The sequence below is a fragment of the Streptomyces sp. NBC_00637 genome, assembly GCF_045161545.1.
GTDB lineage: Bacteria > Actinomycetota > Actinomycetes > Streptomycetales > Streptomycetaceae > Streptomyces.
In genome coordinates this window covers 615,496-637,213 of sequence record NZ_CP109046.1, presented here as the reverse complement: position 1 = coordinate 637,213, position 21,718 = coordinate 615,496, and the positions used below count along the sequence as shown (strand labels likewise).

The following is a 21,718-nucleotide window of genomic DNA, read 5'->3' as shown; positions in this document are numbered from 1 at the left end:
CGGCACCGGCACTTGCGCGCCGTCGCCACACGCTCCGAGAACGGCTCTCCATGTACCTCGACCTCGCCGCGCTCGCGGCCCTCGTAATCTGGCGCCGCACATGGGCCATGTTCCGGGAACCACCGTGGGTGCGGAAGCTGCTCCGGGCCGCTGTCGCCGCCGCCCACCAGCGCTCCGATCCGCGCTGCTCACGTGGCGCAGACGGACGCACGTCAACCAGGTACCGGAGGAGAAGCGCTCCGGGCCCCGTTTCTCGACGTACCGGCCGCATCGCCTTTCGGTCCGTCGAGCACCATCCATCAAACAAGAGGGATTTCACCCATGCGTAACACCCGCCTCGTCCGTCCGGGCGGCAGATCCGCGCTGCTCGGTGTCACCGCGGCCGTCGGACTGTCCGTCGCCGCCGTCACCCTGCCCGCTGCGGCCGACGCCACGCCCCACCACCCCGTACGTCCGACGATCGTGCTGGAACACGGAGCGTTCGCCGACGCCGCGAGCTGGGACGGTGTCGTCGCCCGGCTGCAGCGTGCGGGCTACCCGGTGGTGTCCGCCGCCAACCCGCTGCGTGGTCCGGCGACCGATGCCTCTTACCTGCGCAGCGTCCTCGCCCACATCGACGGGCCCGTGGTCCTGGTCGGTCACTCCTACGGCGGCACCGTCATCAGCCAGGCCGCCGCGGGTCTTGAGGGCAAGGTGAAGGCACTGGTCTACATCGCGGCGTTCCTGCCGGACGTGGGCGAGAGCTCGATCGGGCTGACGGACAAGTTCCCCGGCAGCACCCTCGGCCAGGCCGTCGAGTCCGTCAACTACACACTGCCCGACGGTGATCAGGGCGCGGACGTATACATCAAGCCGGAGAAGTTCCGCAGCCAGTTCGCCGCAGACGTGCCGAAGGACAAGGCCGGGCTCATGGCTGCGGGGCAGCGTCCGATCGCTGCCGCCGCTCTGGAGGAGAAGTCCACCCAGGCCGCCTGGAAGACGATCCCCTCCTGGTCGCTGGTGACCACGGAGGACCGCAACATCCCAGTGGCTGCCCAGCGCTTCATGTCAGCCCGCGCCGATGCCCGCACCACGACCATCGACGCGTCCCACGCGGTATCCGTATCCCACCCCGAGGCCGTGACCCGCATCGTCGAGCAGGCGGCCCGCACGGTCCGATGACCGAGGGCCCCGCCCTGTCGCTCATCGCTCATCACCGCACAGCCGTGCCCGATCGGGGCACTTCACCATCAGACACATGCACACCGGAAGGCAGCAACCACCATGGCGTTCATCACCGTCGACCAGGAAAACTCCACCAGTATCGAGCTGTACTACGAGGACCACGGCACAGGGCAGCCGGTCGTGCTGATCCACGGCTATCCGCTCGACGGCCACTCCTGGGAGAAGCAGTCCGCCGCGCTCCTGTCGGCCGGCTACCGCGTGATCACGTACGACCGGCGCGGTTTCGGCCGCTCCAGCCAGCCCACCACCGGCTATGACTACGACACCTTCGCCGCCGACCTCAACGTGGTCCTGGAGACCCTCGACCTCGACGACGTCGTCCTCGTGGGCTTCTCCATGGGCACCGGTGAGGTCGGCCGTTACCTCAGTACCTACGGCTCCGCCCGGATCGCCAAGGCCGCTTTCCTCGCCTCCCTCGAACCCTTCCTGCTCAAGACCGACGACAACCCCAGCGGTGTCGACGGCGCCATCTTCAAGAACATCGAAGGGGCCGTCACCGCCGACCGCTACGCCTACTTCACCGCGTTCTACGAGGACTTCTACAACCTCGACGAGAACCTCGGCACCCGCATCAGCGAGGAAGCCGTCCGCAACAGCTGGAACGTGGCTGCCGGCGCCTCCTGGTACGCCTCGCTGGCCTGCGTCTCCACGTGGACCACCGACTTCCGTGCCGACATCCGGAAGATCGACGTGCCGACTCTGATCCTGCACGGCACGGCCGACCGCATCCTGCCCATCGAGGCAACCGGGGAACTCTTCCACCAGGCACTCCCGCAGGCCGACTACGTCGTCATCGACGGCGCACCCCACGGCCTCCTGTGGACCCACGCGCAGGAAGTCTCTGAAGCCCTCCTGGCGTTCCTCGCCAAGTGACCGGCGGCCGTTGTCTCACCTGCCGCGTGGCGGCAGGTTGACGCAGCGGGCGAGAAGCTGAGCCGCGCTCCCGTTGCCGCGCGGGAGGACCGTGAACCGCGCGAGACATGCCGTCGAGCCGCCGACAGCGGCCGACGCGCATCATGGCGGCAGTACCACCGGTCGGTCCGGCACTCGGTGAGACCGCCCGCCCAAAAGGCGGGCCGGATGGGCGGTCTCACCGGGAAGAACCGATTCCCGCCAGAATCCCTGGCCGGTAACGCCGGCCTTCCGACCGAACCGTCCGTACTGTCGGGGCGAATGCGCTGCCGTCGCGGCGGAGGTCGCTTTACCCGGCATTGCCTTGATATAGGGCGGCCCCTCGTCGACTTGATGACCCGCGAGGGCATCGAGGGCGCCGAATGGGCCACCGACCGCTACGCCCGAGCCCTCCAGGACGTGATCGAGGCGAAGGCACCCGGCGGCAAGCCACCCGCCGCCGAGACCGACGAGGCGCCGGCCGGGCAGGTCGTCGACCTGATGGCCGCTCTGCAACCGTCCGTCGAGCGCGCCCACAAAGCCCGCAGCGACAACGGCCACGCCGACGTCCACGAGCCGGCACCCAAGCAGAAGAGCCCTGCCGAGAAGAACGTCCCCTCGAAGGCCACCGCAAATGAAGACGGCGAGCAAGACGTCCACCGCGAAGAAGACCACCACCCGGCGCAAGACCGCCTGAGCCCGACACCGCGACCGATCCGGCTGGCACCACAGCTGAACCTGGTCTTTGACTACCGGGCGGTAGTTGTGATGCCGGGCAATGACACCGCTCTGGCGTCCCGACAGTCCCGCCCGAAACCGAACCCGGCTTGTTCGCCCGCACCGAAGCCTGAGGGCCAGCCTCACTCCGTGCCAGAGCTGCTTCTCCAACCTCAACCACGAAACGGACAAGAGCTCACGTTCCGCACTCTCAGTCCGGCTCCATGTAAGGGCGCCGGAAGACCGGCGCCTGGCCGGTGCCCCAGGGGCGTATCGCTGCCAGTGCCCGAGTCACTGTGGCATCAAGGGGGCCGCTGGTGTCGATGGCGACTGCCTTGGGCCACGAGGGTTCTCCGGCCGCCATCGCGGTGGCGATGCCGAGGTCGGCGTCGGACGGGCCGACGGCGCGCGTGCTCAGACGGGCCGCCGAGATCTCGTCCGGAACGCGGCAGTGGAGGGCCACCAGGTCGGAACTGGTGGCTTCGGCCACGCGCTGTGCCGCCTCACGCTGTGCCGCGTCCGTCCAGGTGGCGTCGAGGACGACGGACTCGCCGGCGGACAGCAGCGCGGCCGCCCGGTCGAGGAGGGCGGCGTAGGTCCTGGATGTCCACTTTGGCGTGTACAGGCCCTCGCGGTAGCCGGCCGCCGCGGACTGTTCCGCTGGAAGGCCCGCCAGTTCTTTGCGGACGCGGTCGCTGCTGAGCAGCGTGACGCCCATCCTGTCAGCCAGCGCACCGGAGAGAGTCGACTTCCCGCTGCCCGGTAGTCCGCCGACGACAGTGAGACGGACGGTGGAGGCGTGCAGGTGGCGGAGGGTCGTCGAGACGAGCCTCTGTGACGCCGTCTCCGCGCCGCGGGCGCCTTGGCGGGCCTGGATCAGGGAGACCTTGGCGCGGACGAACGCGCGGTATGCGACGTAGTGGTGCCACAGCGACGCGGGGGCGGGGTCGCCCGAGTACTCGCTGTACTGGGCGAGGAAGCGGGCGGCGGCCCCCGGTGCGCCGAGTTGCTCCAGGTCCATCGCGAGGAAGGCGGCATCGTCCAGGCCGTCGACGTAGCGCAGCCGGTCGTCGAACTCGAGGCAGTCCAGGACACGGGGGCCGTCGTCGAGGCAGAAGACGTCCTCGGCGAGGAGGTCCCCGTGGCCGTCCACGACCCGTCCTTGCGCGATACGAGACGCGAACAAGCACTCGCGTCCGGCGAGGTATCTGCGTACCAAGCGTTCCGTCTCCGTGATTCCCTCGGGGACGGGGCCGTCGCCGGTCAGGGCATGGACCTGCGCGAAGCTCGCCTCCCACCGCGACGACAGGGCGTCCCGTGTGCCCTGTTCGTCGACGTCCGGGCCGCGGGGCGCGTCCGCGTGCCATGCGGCGAGGTGCCGGGCGACGGCCCGGAGAACCTCGTGCAGGTCGGCTCCCCGCCGTACGAGGTGGGAGAGACGCCGGTCTGCGGGCATGCGACGCATCACCACGACAGGTTCGGGCGCCTCGTCACCAGGACCACGGAACTCGCCCAGCCCCAGATAGACGTCAGGCGCGAATCGGCGGTTGAGGGCGACTTCCTGTTCGCAAGCGTGCCGACGCGCCGTCGGCGTCGTGTAGTCGAGGAATCCGAGGTTCACCGGCTTCTTGACCTTGTAGGCGCGCTCCCCGGCGAAGAAGATGACCGCGGTGTGGGTCTCGCACACCTCCGCCCGTGGTGGCCAGGTCTCCGGACCGTCCGGCTCAGGCATGGGGGACGACGGCTACGGGGCAGCGCCCGTGGTGGAGGGCGGCATGGGCGACCGGGCCCGGGTGGGGTGCCACGCCGGACCGGTGCGCACGCCGGCCGACGACCAGCAGCGCGGCGCCCTCGGCAGCCTCCACGGTGACGACTGGCTTCATGACGACGGCCTCCGTCTCGTACGAAGCTGGATGCGACGGTGAATGGCGGCCAACGAGTCCTGTGGCTGGGGCGCTCCGGATGGTGCCGAAGAGCCGAGCGCGGTGCTTGCTCTCCTACGAGGAGTACCGCATTCCTTACTCCGGCGCATGTGGAGCGGGGGATCCTGGGCCGCATACCGCTCCCATAGGGACCTTCGGCCCAAGGCGCGGAGCCTCTCGGCGTCGCACGGTGAGAACACGTTGTGCAGGCCCGGCCGGCAAGTCACGGGAGGCCGACTCATGAGCGCACAGGGATCGCCGTACGCATCCGGTCCGCAGCCCGGGTGCGGCGGCGACACGTTCAAGGGCGCGAACTCCCCGAGACGCCCGTCCGACAGGATCGAGTGCTGGTTCCGCCGTCTTCTGATGGTCGTGCTCGTTGTCGGGATGCCGGTGGCTGCGCTCGGCGCGGGACTGACGTCCTACGAGGCGTCGATGCGCACCGTGCGAACCCAGGCGGCACAACGGCATCAGGTCACTGCTCGTCTGACGTCGGACGTGAAGGGCGGAGACTGGGCGAAGCGGGCGGCACCGGTTCGCTGGACCGACGGCGATGGCACCGTGCGGACGGGCACCGCTCTTGTGAAACCGGGCATGGCGGAAGGCGCCACCGTGCGGATATGGGTCACGCGGCATGGAACCGTCACCATCGCACCGACGAGCACGCTCAACGCGACGACCAGCGGATGGCTCATGGGTGCAATGGCGGCGTTCGGCGTGGCCGTCGGGTCCCACGCGGCCCGTGCCGGCATGAGCCTGGTCCTGGACCGGAGAAGGTACGCCAGATGGGCGGCCGAGTGGGAACTCGTCGAACCCCGGTGGTCCGCACGATTCCGCCGCTGACGATCCGGAGCCGGGCCGGAGAACCGTGGTCTCCGACCGGCGCACAACCTGTGGCCCGCCGCGTGAGGCACGTTGAACACATCACATTCTGAGGAAGGGCGGCATCATGAGAGCTCACCTCGGCGACCAGCTCGTCATCGAAAGCACGAAGACCAGCGCCGCCAGGCGCGACGGTGAGATCGTCGGCCTCCACCACGCGGACGGAACACCCCCGTACGACGTGCGCTGGTCGGACACGGACGAAGTGACACTCGTGTTTCCCGGACCCGACGCACACGTCCACCACCTCGAACATGGACGGTCCGGGGCCGGCCACCGGCCTTCCGCGCCTGTCCCCGCCGAGACGGCGGCATCGTCACACGGACCCCACCCCGGAGATATCGGCCGACGTATAGCCGTAGAACGCCGGAATCGGAACCTCAGCCGTGAGGAGACGGCGCGACGCGCCCGCATGTCCGCGGGCTACCTGGAGTATCTGGAGGAATATCCCGGCGACCCGAGTGCGGCAACTCTCGTCAAGCTGGCCGACGTGCTGGGCACCACCGTCACCGCGCTGCGTGGCGGAGGAACGGATGTGCCGCCCGGCCACGCACAGGTGCTGCTCCATCCCGAGTTGCGCGACATCGGCCCGGAGGAATGCCGCACCCTGCTCTCCACCCACGTCGTGGGGCGCATCGCGGTGTCGGCTGCCGACGGCCGCCTGGCGGTGCTTCCGGTCAACTACGACGTCGTCGACGACGCGATCGTCTTCCGGACGGCGCCGCACGCCACACCGGCGTCGGCCGTCGGCAGCGAGGTCGCCTTCGAAGTCGACCACATGGACGAGTCCCTGCGCCGGGGCTGGAGCGTCCTCGCCATCGGACCCGCGACGGTTGTGACCAAGCCCGCGGACCTGCACAGGCTCACCGAACAGGCCCACACCACGCCATGGGCGGGGGGTGAGCGCGAGATGTGGGTGTCGATCCGGCCCGTACGGCTCACGGGCCGGCGCATCACCCCGGTCGATGGCTGAGCACAGCGCCCCGTCTGGAAGGCGCCTGACGGTCCACCGGCCCCGGCCCGCCCGTTCCGTCGTTGATCACTTGGATCGGTGATCTCCGGTGTCCGGTTGTTCGAGATGCGAGGCGAGGACCGCTGCCTGAACCCGGCGCTGCACGCCCAGCTTGGCGAGCAGACGGGAGATGTGGTTCTTGACGGTCTTCTCCGACAGATAGAGCTTCTTGCCGATCTCGCGGTTGGTGAGCCCGTCGCCGATCAAGGCCAGGATGTCTCGTTCGCGGGGGGAGAGACTCGCCAGCTCGGACGGCACGGCAGGGGTGGCTGCGGGATCGGCGCGCAACGAGCGCATCAGCCGGGCCGTGGTCGCCGGGTCGAGCATGGACTGGCCCGACGCCACCGTGCGGACGGCCGAGACCAGGTCGGAGCCCCTGATCTGTTTGAGGACGTAGCCGGAGGCGCCGGCCATGATCGCGTCGAGGAGCGCTTCCTCATCGTCGAACGAGGTCAGCATCAGACAGGCCAGCTCCGGCATCTGGCTGCGCAGTTCCCGGCAGACCGAGATGCCGTCGCCGTCCGGCAGACGTACATCCAGGACGGCGACGTCGGGGCGCAGAGCCGGGCCTCGTGCAAGGGCGTGGTCGACGGTTCCGGCGTCGCCGATCACCGATATGTCAGGCTCGGCGTTGAGCAGGTCGGCCAGACCACGGCGGACGACCTCGTGGTCGTCCAGCAGAAACACCCGGATCGGGCTCTGCTCGGTGAAGACGCGTGGCTCTGGCATGGCGACCCCTCGTTCCCCGGTGGAGGACAGACTTCGGGGCTGTCCCTGACGCCGATCATCACTTGCCTGGACCGAATGTACTAGGGCCGACCGGCCCCACTCACCCGAGAGGCGCCGCTGATGTGGTGATCGTGAAGCGGTTCCGGGGGCCTCGCCGGGGAGAGGCGGCGCGACCCGGTAGCCCCACCGCCGCACTTCCGGGGAGGTTCACGCACGACCGCTGCGGGTGCCGTCTGCCGGAGCCTCCTGCGCATGGGCCGCTTCGTCGCGGTGCGAGACGTCGAAGTCCACGTCCACGACGCCCTCGACGGCGCGCACCAGTCGTGCCGCCACCGGCACCAGCGACATGTCCCTGATCTGTCCGACGAGCTTCACAGCACCGTCGCGCACCTCCACACGCACCTTGGAGCCCGGCTGGGGGAAGAGGTAGGAGACGACCTCGCGCCGTATCTCCTCGGCCAGCTCCTCGTCGGTGCGCAGGAATACCTTGAGGAGATCGGCACGGCTGACGACGCCTTCGAGCATGCCCAGGGCATCGACGACAGGAAGCCGCTTGACTTTGGCCCTGGCCATGACCCGGGCGGCCTCGGCGAGTGTGGCGTCCGGGTGGACGGTGAGAGCGGGGGACGTCATCAGTTCGCCCGCGGTCACCGCGCCGGCCTTGGCCAGATCGGACAGGCGGCGCAACTGGGTGTACCTGTCGGGGTCACTGTCGCGGAACTCCTCCTTGGGCAGCAGGTCCGCCTCCGAGACGATGCCCACGACACGGCTCTCGCCCTCGATGACGGGCAGGGCGCTGACCTTCCAGTCCTGCATCAGCCGGACCATCTCCTTGAAGGTTGCCCCGCGGCCGACCGCGGCGACGGTGTGGGTCATCACATCGCTGACGATGTGCGGTGTGCCGTGCATGGCCACTCCTTCGTCCTTGTCCGGTGCGAGGTCAGATGAGGCTGCCGGCGCCGTACGGTGCATACAGGTCCAGGAGCCGGGTCCTGGACGCGCGGAGACGGTGGGCGAGGACCTCGCCGACCCAGCGGGCAACGGCATGGCCCAGGGCCGGATCGTCCTGGCACATCGACCGGACAGCCGTGGCGTCGAACTCGTAGGCCCGCACCGGAGTGGTCGCCTCGGCGCCCAGGTGCCAGACGTGAGGGGTGAAGAGCCAGGACCAGCCGACCAGTTCGTTGTGCCCGAGGCTCTCGATGACGGCTGCCTGGCGGCCGGGCACGTGCATGTCCAGCTCGATCGTGCCGGTACGGATGATCCAGAAGCGGTCGGCGCGCGCGCCTTCCTCGAAGAGGCGTGTTCCCTGCGGGATGGACACCTCCCGGGCGACGCGCATGAGCCGCTGGTGTTGGTCGGCGGACAACGACCGCAGCATGCCGGGTGTGCGGGAAGAGTTCATGGCAGGCCTCCACGACGGGATGTAAGGGCTTCCGGCACCAGCGTGTGCCGGGGTCCGCCGGCCAGGCCATGGGCCACCCGGCCCACGGATCGGTCCATTCGGTACCTAATGCGAACTTTCAGGCATGGTGTCGAGAGAGGTCATCCGATGCCGGGAAGGCCGGGCCGGTGGCGAGGACTGGACGGGTCCCCGGGTGACAACCGGGCTGAAGGGCTCAAAACCGGGCGCCAACCGGTCTGCACTCATGATGAGTTGGACTGTACGGTCCTCCGGCGCGGGGACCTTCGGCACCCTCGCGGGCCCGTGTGGCCGCTGCCCTGATCCGGTGTGGCGCAGAAACATCGTTCCTTGATCAGCCCGTACCAGGCGACTTGCACAAGGAGCACAGCCATGCCCGGAAACCTGGCGAAGGGGGAGCGAGCGGCGCCCGATGCGGCCCTCGGTCTCCCGGCAGCCTCCGCGCTCGTGATCGGCACCATCATCGGGACCGGGATCTTCGCACTTCCGTCCGCTCTCGCCCCCTACGGACCTGTCTCTCTCGTCGCCTTCGTCGTCGTGACACTCGGCGCGCTGGCCCTCGCGCTGACCTTCGGGGCACTGTCGAAGCGGGTTCCGGCGAGCGGCGGGCCGTACGTCTACGCCCGGGAGGCGTTCGGCGAGTTCGCCGGGTTCCTGAACGCGTGGTCGTACTGGATCACCGCTTGGGCCGGCAACGCGGCGATCGCAGTGGCCTGGGTCGGCTACGTCGAGGTGTTCATCAACACCGGTCACCGGACGTGGGTCTCCATGACCATCGCCCTCGGCGGGCTCTGGGCAGCGGCCGCGATCAACCTCACCGGCGTCCGCAACATGGGCGGGTTCCAGGTGATCACCACCGTGCTGAAGTTCGTGCCGCTCGTCTTCATGGCGACCGTCGGACTGTTCTTCATCGACCCCGACAATTTCGGCCCCTTCAACGCCAGCGGCCGGTCTGCGGTCGGTGCGATCTCCGCCGCGGCCGCCATCGCGCTGTTCAGCTACCTCGGTCTGGAGGCAGCTTCGGTGGTCGCCGGCCGGGTGCGTGAGCCGGAGCGGAACGTGCCCCGCGCCACTGTCTACGGCACCCTCCTGTGCGCCGTCATCTACATCCTGGGCACGCTCGCGGTCTTCGGAACCGTCTCGCACGGGGTACTCGGCAACACCACCGCTCCGTTCACCGACGCCGCGAACAACATCGTCGGTGGCACCTGGGCGGGAGACGTGGTGGCGCTCGCCGCGATCATCTCGGGTATCGGAGCTCTCAACGGCTGGACCATGCTGTGCGCGGAGATGCCCTACGCCGCCGCGCGCGACGGACTCTTTCCCGACGCCTTCGCCAAGTTGCGTGGGGAGAGCGGAGTTCCCGCCTTCGGCATCATCGCCTCCACCGTGCTGGCCTCGCTGATCACCGTGTTCAGCTACACGCGCTTCGAGGACGTCTTCACAAAGATCGTGCTGCTCAGTGTGCTCACCGCGGTGATCCCGTATCTGTTCTCCGCCGCAGCCCAGCTGTACTGGCTGCTGGTGCGCGGACGGGTATCCCTGAGCTCGCGCCGCCTGACCCGCGACCTCACCGTGTCCGCCCTGGCGCTGGCTTTCTCCTACTGGTCCATCCAGGGCAGCGGCTACCAGACCGTCTACTACGGGCTGTTCGTGGTGCTGCTCGGACTGCCCGTCTACATCTGGCTCAAGCAGCGCCAGGGCCGGTACGGCGACGCCGACTCGGTGCTCCCTGCCACCCGCGCTCCGCGCGAGGAGCGTGCCCCGGAGAGTCCGGCCACCCCCAAGCGACTCTCCCGGGCGCTGGGCACCAGCCGGGTCGGCGGCCCGCGCAAGCGCAACGACCACCACCACGAGGACTGACCACGACGTCATCGGGGCCGGCCGACGCCGTCACGAGTGATCGGTCCCCACCTCACGACAGAGGAAACAATGCCATGAACACGTTCCATGTCGACTCCGAAGTCGGCCGGCTGCGCCAGGTGATCCTGCACCGCCCGGGCATCGAACTCTCCCGCCTCACCCCACGCAACGTCGACGCCCTCCTCTTCGACGACATCCTCTGGGCCAAGCGCGCCCGCGAGGAGCACGACTCCTTCGCCCAGGTCCTGCGCGACCACGGCGCCCGGGTGCACTACTTCGCCGACCTGCTGGCCCAGACCCTGGACGGCGCCGAAGCCCGCAACTGGCTGCTCGACCGGGTGATCACTCCGGCGGCCGTCGGACCCGCGCTGATCGACCCGGTGCGGGCACTGTGCGCCGAGCTCGACGGGGAAACCCTCGCCGCACACCTGATCGGCGGCCTCCTCAAGAGCGACCTGCCGCTGGCCACTCCGCACAGCCTGGTCTGGAACACGCTGGACGCCGACGACTTCGCCCTCGCCCCGCTGCCCAACCACCTCTTTCCGCGCGACAACTCCTGCTGGGTGTACGACCGTCTGTCGGTCAACCCGATGGCCAAGGCGGCACGACGGCGCGAGAGCCTGCATGCCGAGGCCATCTACCGCTTCCATCCGATGTTCGCCGGCGTCGCTCCCGAACCGATCCTCGACGGCTCAGTGGGCACCCTGGAAGGCGGCGACGTCCATGTCCTGGTCAACGGCGCCGTCATGGTCGGCATGGGGGAGCGGACCACTGCCCAGGCGGTCGAGAACCTGGCCGCCCGGCTGTTCGCCGAGGGCACGGCACAGCGGCTCGTCACTGTCCAACTCCCCGCCGCCCGGGCCTACATGCATCTCGACACCGTGCTGACGACGGTCGACCACGACACCTTCGTCATCTACCCCGGGCTGTCCGACTCCCTGCGCTCCTGGACCCTCACCCCCAGCGGCTCACGCGAGTGCGGCTTCGACGTCGCCCCCAACTCCGATCTGGCCACCGCCCTCGCCGAGGCCCTCGATCTCGACAAGGTCCGGATGCTCTGCGCCCCGGAGGACATCCGCAACGCCGAACGCGAGCAGTGGGACGACGGCAGCAACTTCCTCGCTCTCGCCCCCGGCGTGATCGTCGGCTACGAGCGCAACGTCACCACCAACACCTACCTGCGCAAGCAAGGCATCGAGATCGTGACCATCGCCGGCGCCGAACTCGGTCGTGGCCGCGGCGGTCCACGCTGCATGAGCTGCCCCGTCGAACGCGACCCGGTCGCCTGAAACCCAGGGGGAACCATCATGACAATCGACCTGCGAGGCCGCTCCTACCTGAGCGAACTCGATTTCACCGCCGCCGAGATCCACCACATCCTCGACCTTGCCGCCACCCTCAAGGCGGCCAAGCGCGACGGCACCGAACAGCCCCGGCTGACCGGGAAGAACCTCGCGCTGATCTTTGAGAAGACCTCCACCCGCACCCGCTGCGCCTTCGAGGTCGCCGCTGCCGACCAAGGCGCAGCGACCACCTACCTGGGCCCCGGCGACACCCACATCGGCGGCAAGGAGTCCATCGCCGACACCGCTCGCGTCCTGGGCCGCATGTTCGACGCCATCGAGTACCGCGGCTCCGCCCAGAGCCTCGTCACCGAACTTGCCGCCCACTCCGGAGTCCCCGTCTACAACGGGCTCACCGACACAGCGCATCCCACCCAGAGCCTGTGCGACGTCCTGACCATGCGCGAACACAGTCGCAAGCCCCTGCCTGAGATCGCATACTGCTACCTCGGCGATGCCCGCAACAACATGGGCAACTCCCTGCTGTCGATGGGCGCCCTGCTCGGCATGGACATCCGCATCGCAGCGCCCGCCCCGCTGTGGCCCGATCCTGCCCTGGTGACCACCTGCCGGGGAGTGGCCGAGCACAGCGGCGCCCGGATCACCCTCACCGAGAACGTCGAGAGCGCCGTACGCGGAGCGGACTTCCTGCACACCGACGTCTGGGTCTCCATGGGAGAGCCCGCCGACACCTGGCGCCGGCGCATCGAACTGCTGCTGCCGTACCAGGTCGACGCCAAGACGCTCACCGCCACCGGCAACCCCGACGTGAAGTTCATGCACTGCCTGCCGGCCCTGCACGACAGCCGCACCCGCCTCGGCCGCGAACTCCTCGACACCTATGGCCTGGACGGACTCGAGGTCACCGACGACGTCTTCTCCTCGCCCGCGTCGATCGTCTTCGACCAGGCCGAGAACCGGCTGCACACCATCAAGGCCGCACTCGTCGCCACCCTGGAGGGCTGAAGCCATGCGTATCGTCGTCGCGCTCGGCGGCAACGCTCTTCTCCACCGAGGCGAACGCCCCGACGCCGCGGTCCAGCAGGCCAACATCGACCGGGTCACCACCGCCCTCGCCGCCCTGGCCCACGAGCACGAGCTCGTCCTCACCCACGGCAATGGCCCCCAGATCGGCCTCCTCGCCATGGAGAGCGCCTCGGACCCCGCCCTCAGCGCTCCCTATCCGCTGCACCTGCTCGGCGCCCAGACCCAGGGCATGATCGGATCCCTGCTGGCCTGCACGTTGCACGACGCCCTGCCCGGCCGCCACATCGCCTGCCTCGTCACCCACACCCTCGTACACGCCGACGACCCGGCGTTCGCACGGCCCACCAAGTTCGTCGGCCAGGTCTACTCCTGGGAACTCGCCCGCACCCTCGCCCGCAAGCGTGGCTGGCACGTCGCGCAGGACACCACAGGCTGGCGCCGCGTCGTGCCCTCACCGGCACCCGAGCGGATCCTCGAGACCACCACCGTCCACGAGCTGTTGAACAGCGGGACCCTGGTGATCTGCGCGGGCGGTGGAGGTGTTCCCGTCACCGCCGACGACGACACCGGGGCGCTGACCGGTGTGGAAGTAGTCATCGACAAGGATCTCACCGCAGCCCTGCTCGCCGAGGACCTGAAGGCTGACTTCCTGCTCATCCTCACCGATGTCCCGTGCGTCTACGAGGGCTACGGCACCCCCGGCCAGAAGCCAGTCCTCGACGCCACGCCCGCCGAGTTGCGCCGCAGAGGTCTTCCGGAGGGCTCCATGGGGCCCAAGGCCGAGGCCGCGGCCCGGTTCGTCGAGCGGACCGGAGGGCTGGCCGCCATCGGCGCGCTGGACGCGGCGTACGAGATCGTTCACGGCAGGTCGGGCACCCTGATCCGCCCCGATCTCACCGACGACTGAGAAGCCGGCGAGGAGTCGTGGGGCCGTCCGGCCTCGGCGACAGGGCCGGACGGGCCCGCCCACGGGCTCCGCACGGCACTCCCGCCGGCGATCACGAACGGCGAGCATCGAACCGTAGGGAAAGAACCGAGGAGAGGAACGGCGATGACCGCAACCGTGACAGTCGGTGATCGAGTCACCGAGGCCTGGCGAGGGTTCGCCGGGACGAACTGGCGCGAGCAGATCGACGTACGTGCCTTCATCCAGGCCAACCTCACCCCTTACGAGGGCGACGCCGCATTCCTGGCCGGACCCACCGACCGCACGCGCGCCGTCTGGGAGAAGGTCAGCGCGCTGTTCCCCGAGGAGCGGCGCCGGGGCGTCCTCGACGTGGACACGGCCACTCCCGCCACGATCACCTCGCACGCGCCGGGCTGGATCGACCGCGACCGCGAACTGATCGTCGGCCTCCAGACCGACGCTCCGCTGAAGCGCGCGATCATGCCCAACGGTGGTCTGCGCATGGTGGAGAACGGCCTGAAGGCGTACGGATACGAGCCCGACCCGTTCGTCACCAAGGTCTTCGGGACCTACCGCAAGACCCACAACGACGGCGTCTTCGACGCGTACACGCCCGAGATGCGAGCCGCCCGCAAGGCCGGCATCATCACCGGGCTGCCCGACGCCTACGGCCGCGGCCGGATCATCGGCGACTACCGGCGCGTCGCCCTGTACGGCACCGACCGGCTGATCGAAGCCAAGAGGGCCGAGAAGGCCTCGCTCGACGGCCGGCCGTCGAGCGAGCACGTCATCCGGGACCGTGAGGAACTCGCCGAGCAGATCAAGGCGTTGGGCGAGCTGACCCGGATGGCGGCCACCTACGGCTGTGATGTCTCCCGCCCCGCCTGCACCGCGCACGAGGCCGTGCAGTGGCTCTACCTCGGCTACCTCGCCGCCGTGAAGGAGCAGAACGGCGCCGCAATGTCGCTGGGCCGCACCTCGACCTTCCTCGACATCTACCTCCAGCGCGACCTCGACGAAGGCGTGCTCGACGAGACCCGCACCCAGGAACTCATCGATGACTTCGTCATCAAGCTGCGGATCGTGCGGTTCCTGCGCACCCCCGAATACGACGCCCTGTTCTCCGGCGACCCCACCTGGGTGACCGAGTCCATCGGCGGCATCGGCGACGACGGCCGCCCTCTGGTCACCCGCACCTCCTTCCGCTTCCTCCAGACCCTCTACAACCTCGGCCCCGCCCCCGAGCCCAACCTCACCGTGCTGTGGTCGCCGCGGCTGCCAAGGGGGTTCAAGGAGTTCTGCGCCCAGGTGTCCATCGACACCAGCGCCGTCCAGTACGAGTCCGACGAGCTGATGCGGCCGCGCACCGGTGACGACACCGCGATCGCCTGCTGCGTCTCCGCCATGGCGGTGGGCAGGCAGATGCAGTTCTTCGGAGCACGGGTCAACCTCGCCAAGGCACTGCTGTACGCGATCAACGGCGGCGTGGACGAGATGACCGGCGAACAGATAGCCCCGGCAGCGGCCCCGTTGACCGGCGACCACCTGGACTACGAGGAACTGTCGACCGCCTACGACCGCGTCCTCGACTGGCTGGCGCGCACGTACGTCGACGCGCTGAACGTCATCCACTACATGCATGACAAGTACGCCTACGAGCGGCTCGAGATGGCCCTGCACGACTACCCGGTGCACCGCTTCATGGCCTGCGGCATCGCGGGTCTCTCGGTCGCCGCCGACAGCCTCTCCGCCGTCAAGTACGCCCAGGTGAAGGTGTTCCGCGACGCCACCGGCCTGGCCGTCGACTTCCGCACCGAAGGAGACTTCCCGGCCTACGGCAACAACGACGACCGCGCCGACAGCATCGCCGTGGGACTCGTGGAGTCCTTCATGGCCAAGGTCCGCGAGCACCCCGCCTACCGGAACGCCGAGCACACCCAGTCGGTGCTGACCATCACCTCGAACGTCGTCTACGGCAAGCACACCGGCAACACTCCCGACGGACGCCGCTCCGGCCAGCCCTTCGCTCCGGGCGCCAACCCGATGAACGGCCGTGACCGGCACGGTGTGGCCGCTTCCGCGCTGTCGGTGGCCAAGCTTCCGTACGAGCAGGCCCGCGACGGTATCTCACTCACCACGACCATCACCCCCGAGGGGCTGGGGCACTGGCCGGGGGAGCGGGCGGGCCATCTGGTCGGGATCCTCGACGCCTACATGTCGGCCGGCGGTTTCCACATGAATGTCAACGTGCTCGACCGTGCCACCCTCGAGGACGCGATGAAGCACCCCGACAAGTACCCCGACCTCACCATCCGGGTGTCCGGATACGCCGTCAACTTCGTCCGCCTGACCCGCGAGCAGCAGCTCGACGTGATCAGCCGTACCTTCCACGGAACGCTGTGAAGACCATGACGACCGGCCGGATCCACTCCTGGGACCTGTCCACCGGCGTGGACGGTCCCGGGACCCGGTTCGTCCTCTTCACCAGCGGCTGCCCCCTGCGTTGCCTGTACTGCGCGAACCCCGACACCTGGCACATGCGCGACGGCCGTGGGACGACGGTGGACGAGGTGATGGCGGAGATCGACAAGTACCGCGCCTTCATCACCGCGGCAGGCGGCGGGGTGACGCTCACCGGTGGTGAGCCGCTGCTCCAGTCCGCCTTCACCGAAGAGGTGCTGCGCCGCTGCAAGGAGGCGGGGCTGCACACCGCCCTGGACACCTCCGGGTTCCTGGGCGTACGGGCCACCGACGAGCTCCTCGCCCACACCGACCTGGTGCTGCTGGACATCAAGTCCTTCGACCTCGCCACCTACCGGAAACTGACCGGGGGCGAGCTCACGCCCACCCTGAACTTCGCCACGCGTCTCGACCGTCTGGGTGTCCCCATGTGGATCCGGTACGTGCTCGTCCCAGGCTGGACCGACGACCTGGAGCGCGTGGACGCCCTGGCCCGCTTCGTCGCGGGCCTCGGGACGGCCGAGCGCGTCGATGTACTGCCCTTCCACAGACTCGGCGCCCCGAAGTACGAAGCCCTCGGGATCCCCTTTCCGCTCCGCGACAATCCGGTGCCCGGCCCCGGCCTGATCGAAGACGTCCGCGCACGTTTCAGGGCACACGGCGTCGCTGCCTACTGAGCGCCGAGCCAGTTCCGGTACGCGGCCACCGCGGTCGGGAGCGTCGGGAAGATCCGATCCGCACCGATCGTGTCGACCAGGCCATAGGCCTCCAGGTCGTCCAACAGGTCCTGCTTCACCCGGGCCAGGGCGAACACGATGCCGCGGTGAGCCAGTTCGTGCCGCAGCTCGTCGACCGCGTCGAGGGCGGTGATGTCGACCTCGACGTTGGCCTCGGTGTTGAGGACGAACCAGCGGACGGGCATGCTCTCCCCGCCGACGGCGGCCAGGGCTCGGCGCCTGAAGTTCTCCGCGTTGGCGAAGAACAGAGGCGAGTCGTAGCGGTAGACCAGCAGCCCCGGGATCGTGCGGGCCTGGGGGTAGTCATCGACGTCATGCATTCCTGCCACTCCCGGAACCACCCCCTCGACGGCGTCGTGCGGGCGCGCCACCCGGGCCAGCAACTCGGCCACCGACAGACCGACGGCCACGATCACCCCGTACAGGATGTCCAGGGCCAGCACCCCGGCGAGGCAGCCAAGGGCCAGGAACAGTTCCCGGCGCCGGAAGGACGCCAGCCGGCTGAAGCCCGCGAGGTCGATCATGCGTACCGCAGCGTAGACGACGAGCCCGCCGAGCACGGCGGACGGCGTGCGCGCCAACAGCGGGCTGAGGAAGAGCAGCACGGCGAGTACCACCGCACCGGCCACCAGGGAGTACGCCTGGCTGCGGGCGCCCGCGGAGGAGGCGAGGGCGGTGCGGCTGGCGCTGCTGCTCACCGGGAAGCCCTGGAGCAGCCCGGCGCCGATGTTCGCCGCTCCGAGAGCGAGGAACTCCTGGTCGGAATCGAGGCCGGGTCCTTCGTCGTTGCGGTGGGTGAACGCCCGCGCGGTGAGGATGAAGTCGGTGTAGGCGACGAGCAGGACGCCGAGCGCGGGCAGCACGAGCTGCGGCAGCCGGCCCAGATCCGGGACGGCGAGACCAGGCAGGCCGGCCGGGATCTCGCCGATCACGTCGAGCCCGTAGCGGCCGTCCAGATCGAAGGCGACGACGGCGCAGGTGCCGAGGACGACCACCGTCAGCGGGCCGGGTAGGGGAGGCGCGTAGCGGGCCATGAGGAAGAGGATCGTGAGGGTGACGAGAGAGAACACGACGGTGCCCAGATGCGCGTCCGGTAGATGACGGGCGAAGGACCACAGTTGGGGGAAGAAGTCCGAGCCGGCGGTCTCCACCCCCGTGAGCCTGGTCAGCTGGTCCGCCGTCATGATGAGTGCCACACCGGCGAGATAGCCGATGAGGACCGGCCGGGAGAGCAGGTCCGCAAGGAAACCCAGACGTAAGACCCGGGCCACGAGGCAGAGCAATCCCACCGTGATGGCGAGGCTCGCCGCGAGAGACGCGTACTGCCCGGGGTCGCCCGCGGTGAGCGGCGCGACCACAGTGGCCGTCATGAGGGCGGTCGTGGACTCCGGTCCGACCGACAGCAGGCGCGAGGAGCCGAACAGCGCGTACAGCGCGAGTGCCGGGAGGATGGCCCACAGACCGGCCGCGGGCGGAAGCCCCGCCACCCCGGCATACGCCATGACCTGAGGGACGAGATAGGCGGCCACGGTCATGCCGGCGAGCAGATCGCCGGTGAGCCACGAACGCCGGTACCCCAGGAGCCGGACGAGCCCGGGCGACAGCCGTCGCCACCTGGAGACCTTGCTGTCCGAACCGTGGGACATCTGCCGCCTTCCGTTGTCTCACTCCATGATCCGCCGCAGGCCGACCGGACGCGAGACCTGTGGGGACGGCCATCGTGTCCGGAATGCCGCACTCAAGTCCAACGGCCGCTGAACGTTGGGCCGTTCAGCCCATGAGGGTGGTCCCTTCGGCATCCGTCGCCGTCCGGCTCGCAGGGCCAGAGTGAGGTGCATCAGGAACGACCGGACCGCCTTGAAGGGAAACACGATCATGGCCCTGCACGAGCACCCGCACCGGAACTCCGGCTTCCACCTGCCGTCGCTGCGCAGGAACCGGACCGCCTCCGGGTCCGAGGCGGCCGTGTCGGCGGAGACCGGCACGCACACGCACACTGCGCGGGCCTACGCCTTCGCATCCCTGCGCCTGCTCACGGGGTTCGTCTTCCTGTGGGCCTTCCTCGACAAGACCTTCGGCCTCGGCTACGCCACCCCTTCCGGCAAGGGCTGGATCGACGGCGGATCGCCGACGAAGGGCTTCCTCGGCTCGGTCGCCGTCGGGCCGATGGAGCCCACCTTCCACTCCTGGGCGGGCGACACCTGGGCGAACTGGCTGTTCATGCTCGGTCTGCTCGGGATCGGCCTCGCCCTGGTCGCCGGCGTCGCACTGCGGCTCGCCGCGGTTGCCGGCACCGCGATGATGGCGCTGATGTGGCTGGCCGAGTGGCCGCCGGCCAAGCACCTCTCGGACGGCTCGCCGAGTATGTCGACCAACCCGTTCGCCGACTACCACGTCGTCTACGCGATCGCCCTGATCGTCCTGGCCGCGGCCGCCGCCGGGGACACCCTGGGCGCGGGCCGGTTCTGGGCCAAGCTGCCCTTCGTGCGAGACCACAGCTGGATGCGCTGATCACCTCGACGCGGTGGGCTCACCCGGGGCCCACCGCTTCGGCGCGGTGCGGAGAGTCGGTCGGCCCCGATCCGGGACCAGTGGCCCCTGCACAACGATCCCCCCCCGCACCCGATCCTGACATCGGGTGCCCCGCCCCACCAGGAGGTGGAGATCATGCCTCGCACCATCACCGTAGGTCTCGACGGCTCGCCCGAGAGCAGGGCCGCCGCGGAATGGGCGGCTCGCGAAGCGAAGCTGCGCGAGCTGCCCGTGAAGATCGTCCACGTCTGGGAGCCCGTTCCGGAGCCCATGGCCCAAGCCCCTCTTCTGGGGGCCGAGACCCATCAGCACTGGACCGAACGGATCCCCCGTGAGGCGGCCGAGGGCATCAGCCTGCGTCACCCGAGCGTCGAGGTGATCAGCGAGCAGGTCTCCGGCCGCCCGGCCGAGATTCTCGCCGAGGCGGCGAAGAGCGCCGAGCTGCTGGTTCTGGGCTCGCGTGGGATGGGCGGGATCGGCGGCTTCATGGTCGGCTCCGTCGGCCTCTCCGTCATCGCCCACGCGCAGCGCCCCGTGGTGCTCATCCGCGCACTGGAGGCGGCCGCTGACGAGCATGAACCCGACCCCGCCGGTGTTCCGTCCGCAGCCGCTCCGTTCCGGCCCGTGGTGCTCGGTCTCGACGTGGAGCGTCCCGATCCGACCCTCGTCGCATTCGCTTTCGACGCGGCCGTCCGCCGGAACACCTCGCTGCGGGTCGTCCACGGATGGAATCCGCCGCCGTACTACGCGTACGGCACGCCCGCCAACCCCGCACTGCACGAGGGGCTGGCCCTGGCCGAGGCCGAGCGCCTGGCCCTGGCCCTGCACCCCTGGCGGCAGAAGTACCCGTCCGTGGAGGTTGTCGAGGAGTGCCTTTGCGGCAGCGCCGGCGTCCACGTGGTCGACGCCTCCCGCGAGGCCTCGCTCGTCGTCGTGGGCCGGCGAGTCCGCCGAATGCCGTTCGGCGCCCACATCGGCCACGTCACGCATGCGGTGCTCCATCACTGCACCGTCCCCGTCGCCGTCGTCGCACACGACTGATTCCACCCTTGAGGAGAAGAGACCCATGAAGGCAGCGGTCGTACGAGCGTTCGGCGAACCCCTGGTCGTCGAGGAGCGCCCCGACCCGGAGCCGGGCCCCGGCCAGGTCCGCGTCCGGGTGGAGGCGTCAGGGCTCTGCCACACCGACATTCACGCCGCCCACGGCGACTGGCCGGTCAAGCCGAACCCGCCGTTCGTCCCGGGACACGAAGGCGTCGGCCTCGTCGAGAAGCTCGGCGAGGGCGTCACCCACCTCTCCGTCGGGCAGCGCGTCGCCGTGCCCTGGCTCGGCAAAGCCTGCGGACGCTGCGAGCACTGTCTCTCCGGCTGGGAAACGCTGTGTGAGCAGCAGATCAACACCGGCTACGGCTGCGACGGCGGCCACGCCGAAAAGATGCTCGCCTGGGCCGACTTCGCGCAGCCGGTGCCCCAGGGCATCACGGCTCTGGACGCCGCCCCGCTGACGTGTGCGGGAGTGACCACGTACAAGGCGCTGAAGGTCGCCGACGTCAAGCCCACCCAGCTCGTCGCGATATCCGGGATCGGCGGCCTCGGGCATCTGGCCGTGCAGTACGCGAAGATCGCCGGCGCCACGGTCGCCGCGATCGACGTCACCGACGAAAAGCTCGAACTCGCCACGGAGCTGGGCGCCGACCTCGTGATCGACGCCCGCAAGCAGGACGTCGGCCAGGTCCTGAAACAGCACGGCGGCGCCCATGCCGCCATCGCGCTCGCCGTGAACGACGCCGCCTTCGAAGCAGTGAACGCGGGGCTCCGGCGGGGCGGCAAGCTGGTGATGGTGGCCCTGCCCGCGCACGGCACCGTCCGCGTGCCCATCTTCGACACCGTGCTGAACGGAACCTCGGTGATCGGTTCGATCGTCGGCACCCGGCAGGACCTCGCCGAGGTCTTCCAGCTGCACGCTGCCAGCCGCACCGAGGTCATCTCCGAGGCCCGCCCCCTGGACTCCGTCAACGACTCCATCGACGAGGTGCTGCGCGGCGAGGTCAAGGCCCGGATCGTCTTCGACCTCTGCGCAGGACGGTGA

At 69.4% G+C, this 21,718-nt stretch carries 19 protein-coding genes and 1 pseudogene; 13 read left to right on the top strand and 7 right to left on the bottom strand.

Translation table 11 applies throughout. The features are described from left to right. The first annotated feature begins 321 nt into the window (after positions 1-321). Both OG440_RS02775 and OG440_RS02770 read left to right on the top strand, forming a co-directional pair. A complete protein-coding gene (locus OG440_RS02775; protein ID WP_406005206.1) occupies positions 322-1,161 on the top strand; it encodes an alpha/beta fold hydrolase in 840 nt (279 codons plus the stop codon). A 102-nt stretch (positions 1,162-1,263) separates the two neighbouring features. Then, the gene (locus OG440_RS02770) at positions 1,264-2,097 is read left to right on the top strand and encodes an alpha/beta fold hydrolase (protein WP_406005205.1); all 834 of its coding nucleotides are present in this window, start codon (positions 1,264-1,266) and stop codon (positions 2,095-2,097) included. A 141-nt stretch (positions 2,098-2,238) separates the two neighbouring features. Here the strand turns inward: OG440_RS02770 and OG440_RS02765 are convergent, their stop codons facing one another. From OG440_RS02765 to OG440_RS02755, 3 genes and pseudogenes are all read right to left on the bottom strand, one after another. Continuing rightward, positions 2,239-2,793 carry a hypothetical protein gene (locus OG440_RS02765; protein WP_406005204.1) on the bottom strand — a complete coding sequence of 185 codons (555 nt, stop codon included), beginning with the start codon at positions 2,791-2,793 and terminating at the stop codon, positions 2,239-2,241. Between the two features lie 250 nt (positions 2,794-3,043). After that, a complete protein-coding gene (locus tag OG440_RS02760; protein ID WP_406005203.1) occupies positions 3,044-4,564 on the bottom strand; it encodes an AAA family ATPase in 1,521 nt (506 codons plus the stop codon). Beyond that, positions 4,557-4,697, bottom strand: a pseudogene (locus tag OG440_RS02755) (universal stress protein); the annotation flags it as partial. The gene OG440_RS02760 and the pseudogene OG440_RS02755, both read right to left, overlap by 8 nt. A 423-nt stretch (positions 4,698-5,120) precedes the next feature. On the opposite strand from OG440_RS02755, the gene OG440_RS02750 reads away from it, so the two are divergent. Further along, entirely contained in the window at positions 5,121-5,597 is a 477-nt protein-coding gene (locus OG440_RS02750) for a hypothetical protein (protein ID WP_406005202.1), read from the top strand. A gap of 106 nt (positions 5,598-5,703) precedes the next feature. Continuing rightward, entirely contained in the window at positions 5,704-6,609 is a 906-nt protein-coding gene (locus OG440_RS02745) for a DUF1918 domain-containing protein (protein ID WP_406005201.1), read from the top strand. A 66-nt stretch (positions 6,610-6,675) separates the two neighbouring features. Here the strand turns inward: OG440_RS02745 and OG440_RS02740 are convergent, their stop codons facing one another. The 3 genes from OG440_RS02740 to OG440_RS02730 form a co-directional block, all read right to left on the bottom strand. Next, positions 6,676-7,377, bottom strand: coding sequence for a response regulator (locus OG440_RS02740; RefSeq protein ID WP_406005200.1), 702 nt, complete (start codon positions 7,375-7,377; stop codon positions 6,676-6,678). 207 nt (positions 7,378-7,584) lie between these two features. Next, positions 7,585-8,286 carry a CBS domain-containing protein gene (locus OG440_RS02735; protein ID WP_406005199.1) on the bottom strand — a complete coding sequence of 234 codons (702 nt, stop codon included), beginning with the start codon at positions 8,284-8,286 and terminating at the stop codon, positions 7,585-7,587. Positions 8,287-8,317: 31 nt separating this feature from the next. Beyond that, a complete protein-coding gene (locus OG440_RS02730; protein WP_406005198.1) occupies positions 8,318-8,782 on the bottom strand; it encodes a cyclic nucleotide-binding domain-containing protein in 465 nt (154 codons plus the stop codon). A 390-nt stretch (positions 8,783-9,172) separates the two neighbouring features. Between OG440_RS02730 and OG440_RS02725 the strand changes: the two genes are divergently transcribed. From OG440_RS02725 to pflA, 6 genes are all read left to right on the top strand, one after another. After that, entirely contained in the window at positions 9,173-10,663 is a 1,491-nt protein-coding gene (locus OG440_RS02725; RefSeq protein ID WP_406005197.1) for an APC family permease, read from the top strand. Between the two features lie 74 nt (positions 10,664-10,737). Beyond that, positions 10,738-11,952 carry an arginine deiminase gene (locus tag OG440_RS02720; RefSeq protein ID WP_406005196.1) on the top strand — a complete coding sequence of 405 codons (1,215 nt, stop codon included), beginning with the start codon at positions 10,738-10,740 and terminating at the stop codon, positions 11,950-11,952. Positions 11,953-11,970: 18 nt separating this feature from the next. Then, positions 11,971-12,972 carry an ornithine carbamoyltransferase gene (gene argF, locus OG440_RS02715; protein ID WP_406005195.1) on the top strand — a complete coding sequence of 334 codons (1,002 nt, stop codon included), beginning with the start codon at positions 11,971-11,973 and terminating at the stop codon, positions 12,970-12,972. A gap of 4 nt (positions 12,973-12,976) precedes the next feature. Beyond that, entirely contained in the window at positions 12,977-13,900 is a 924-nt protein-coding gene (locus OG440_RS02710) for a carbamate kinase (protein WP_406005194.1), read from the top strand. A 144-nt stretch (positions 13,901-14,044) separates the two neighbouring features. Then, positions 14,045-16,303, top strand: coding sequence for a formate C-acetyltransferase (gene pflB / locus OG440_RS02705; RefSeq protein WP_406005193.1), 2,259 nt, complete (start codon positions 14,045-14,047; stop codon positions 16,301-16,303). 5 nt (positions 16,304-16,308) lie between these two features. Beyond that, positions 16,309-17,037, top strand: a complete 729-nt coding sequence (gene pflA, locus OG440_RS02700; RefSeq protein ID WP_406011234.1) for a pyruvate formate-lyase-activating protein — start codon at positions 16,309-16,311, stop codon at positions 17,035-17,037. On the opposite strand, the gene OG440_RS02695 is transcribed toward pflA, so the two are convergent. After that, positions 17,031-18,743 carry a SulP family inorganic anion transporter gene (locus OG440_RS02695; protein ID WP_406005192.1) on the bottom strand — a complete coding sequence of 571 codons (1,713 nt, stop codon included), beginning with the start codon at positions 18,741-18,743 and terminating at the stop codon, positions 17,031-17,033. The genes pflA and OG440_RS02695 overlap by 7 nt on opposite strands. Before the next feature lie 229 nt (positions 18,744-18,972). Between OG440_RS02695 and OG440_RS02690 the strand changes: the two genes are divergently transcribed. The 3 genes from OG440_RS02690 to OG440_RS02680 all read left to right on the top strand — a co-directional run bounded on the left by OG440_RS02690 (position 18,973) and on the right by OG440_RS02680 (position 21,718). Then, a complete protein-coding gene (locus tag OG440_RS02690) occupies positions 18,973-19,608 on the top strand; it encodes a hypothetical protein (RefSeq protein ID WP_406005191.1) in 636 nt (211 codons plus the stop codon). Between the two features lie 156 nt (positions 19,609-19,764). Then, entirely contained in the window at positions 19,765-20,670 is a 906-nt protein-coding gene (locus OG440_RS02685) for a universal stress protein (protein ID WP_406005190.1), read from the top strand. 25 nt (positions 20,671-20,695) lie between these two features. After that, complete coding sequence (locus OG440_RS02680; protein WP_406005189.1) at positions 20,696-21,718, top strand: zinc-dependent alcohol dehydrogenase; 1,023 nt, start codon at positions 20,696-20,698, stop codon at positions 21,716-21,718.

What these genes read in the sequence shown, in the direction of transcription:
- OG440_RS02720 (WP_406005196.1), top strand. Translation starts at nt 10,738, where the DNA reads ATGAACACGTTCCATGTCGACTCCGAAGTCGGCCGGCTGCGCCAGGTG.
- OG440_RS02695 (WP_406005192.1), bottom strand. Translation starts at nt 18,743, where the DNA reads ATGTCCCACGGTTCGGACAGCAAGGTCTCCAGGTGGCGACGGCTGTCG.
- OG440_RS02710 (WP_406005194.1), top strand. Translation starts at nt 12,977, where the DNA reads ATGCGTATCGTCGTCGCGCTCGGCGGCAACGCTCTTCTCCACCGAGGC.
- pflA (WP_406011234.1), top strand. Translation starts at nt 16,309, where the DNA reads ATGACGACCGGCCGGATCCACTCCTGGGACCTGTCCACCGGCGTGGAC.
- OG440_RS02690 (WP_406005191.1), top strand. Translation starts at nt 18,973, where the DNA reads ATGGCCCTGCACGAGCACCCGCACCGGAACTCCGGCTTCCACCTGCCG.
- OG440_RS02735 (WP_406005199.1), bottom strand. Translation starts at nt 8,286, where the DNA reads ATGCACGGCACACCGCACATCGTCAGCGATGTGATGACCCACACCGTC.
- OG440_RS02745 (WP_406005201.1), top strand. Translation starts at nt 5,704, where the DNA reads ATGAGAGCTCACCTCGGCGACCAGCTCGTCATCGAAAGCACGAAGACC.
- argF (WP_406005195.1), top strand. Translation starts at nt 11,971, where the DNA reads ATGACAATCGACCTGCGAGGCCGCTCCTACCTGAGCGAACTCGATTTC.
- OG440_RS02740 (WP_406005200.1), bottom strand. Translation starts at nt 7,377, where the DNA reads ATGCCAGAGCCACGCGTCTTCACCGAGCAGAGCCCGATCCGGGTGTTT.
- OG440_RS02725 (WP_406005197.1), top strand. Translation starts at nt 9,173, where the DNA reads ATGCCCGGAAACCTGGCGAAGGGGGAGCGAGCGGCGCCCGATGCGGCC.
- OG440_RS02680 (WP_406005189.1), top strand. Translation starts at nt 20,696, where the DNA reads ATGAAGGCAGCGGTCGTACGAGCGTTCGGCGAACCCCTGGTCGTCGAG.
- OG440_RS02730 (WP_406005198.1), bottom strand. Translation starts at nt 8,782, where the DNA reads ATGAACTCTTCCCGCACACCCGGCATGCTGCGGTCGTTGTCCGCCGAC.
- OG440_RS02750 (WP_406005202.1), top strand. Translation starts at nt 5,121, where the DNA reads ATGGTCGTGCTCGTTGTCGGGATGCCGGTGGCTGCGCTCGGCGCGGGA.
- OG440_RS02770 (WP_406005205.1), top strand. Translation starts at nt 1,264, where the DNA reads ATGGCGTTCATCACCGTCGACCAGGAAAACTCCACCAGTATCGAGCTG.
- OG440_RS02760 (WP_406005203.1), bottom strand. Translation starts at nt 4,564, where the DNA reads ATGCCTGAGCCGGACGGTCCGGAGACCTGGCCACCACGGGCGGAGGTG.
- pflB (WP_406005193.1), top strand. Translation starts at nt 14,045, where the DNA reads ATGACCGCAACCGTGACAGTCGGTGATCGAGTCACCGAGGCCTGGCGA.
- OG440_RS02775 (WP_406005206.1), top strand. Translation starts at nt 322, where the DNA reads ATGCGTAACACCCGCCTCGTCCGTCCGGGCGGCAGATCCGCGCTGCTC.
- OG440_RS02685 (WP_406005190.1), top strand. Translation starts at nt 19,765, where the DNA reads ATGCCTCGCACCATCACCGTAGGTCTCGACGGCTCGCCCGAGAGCAGG.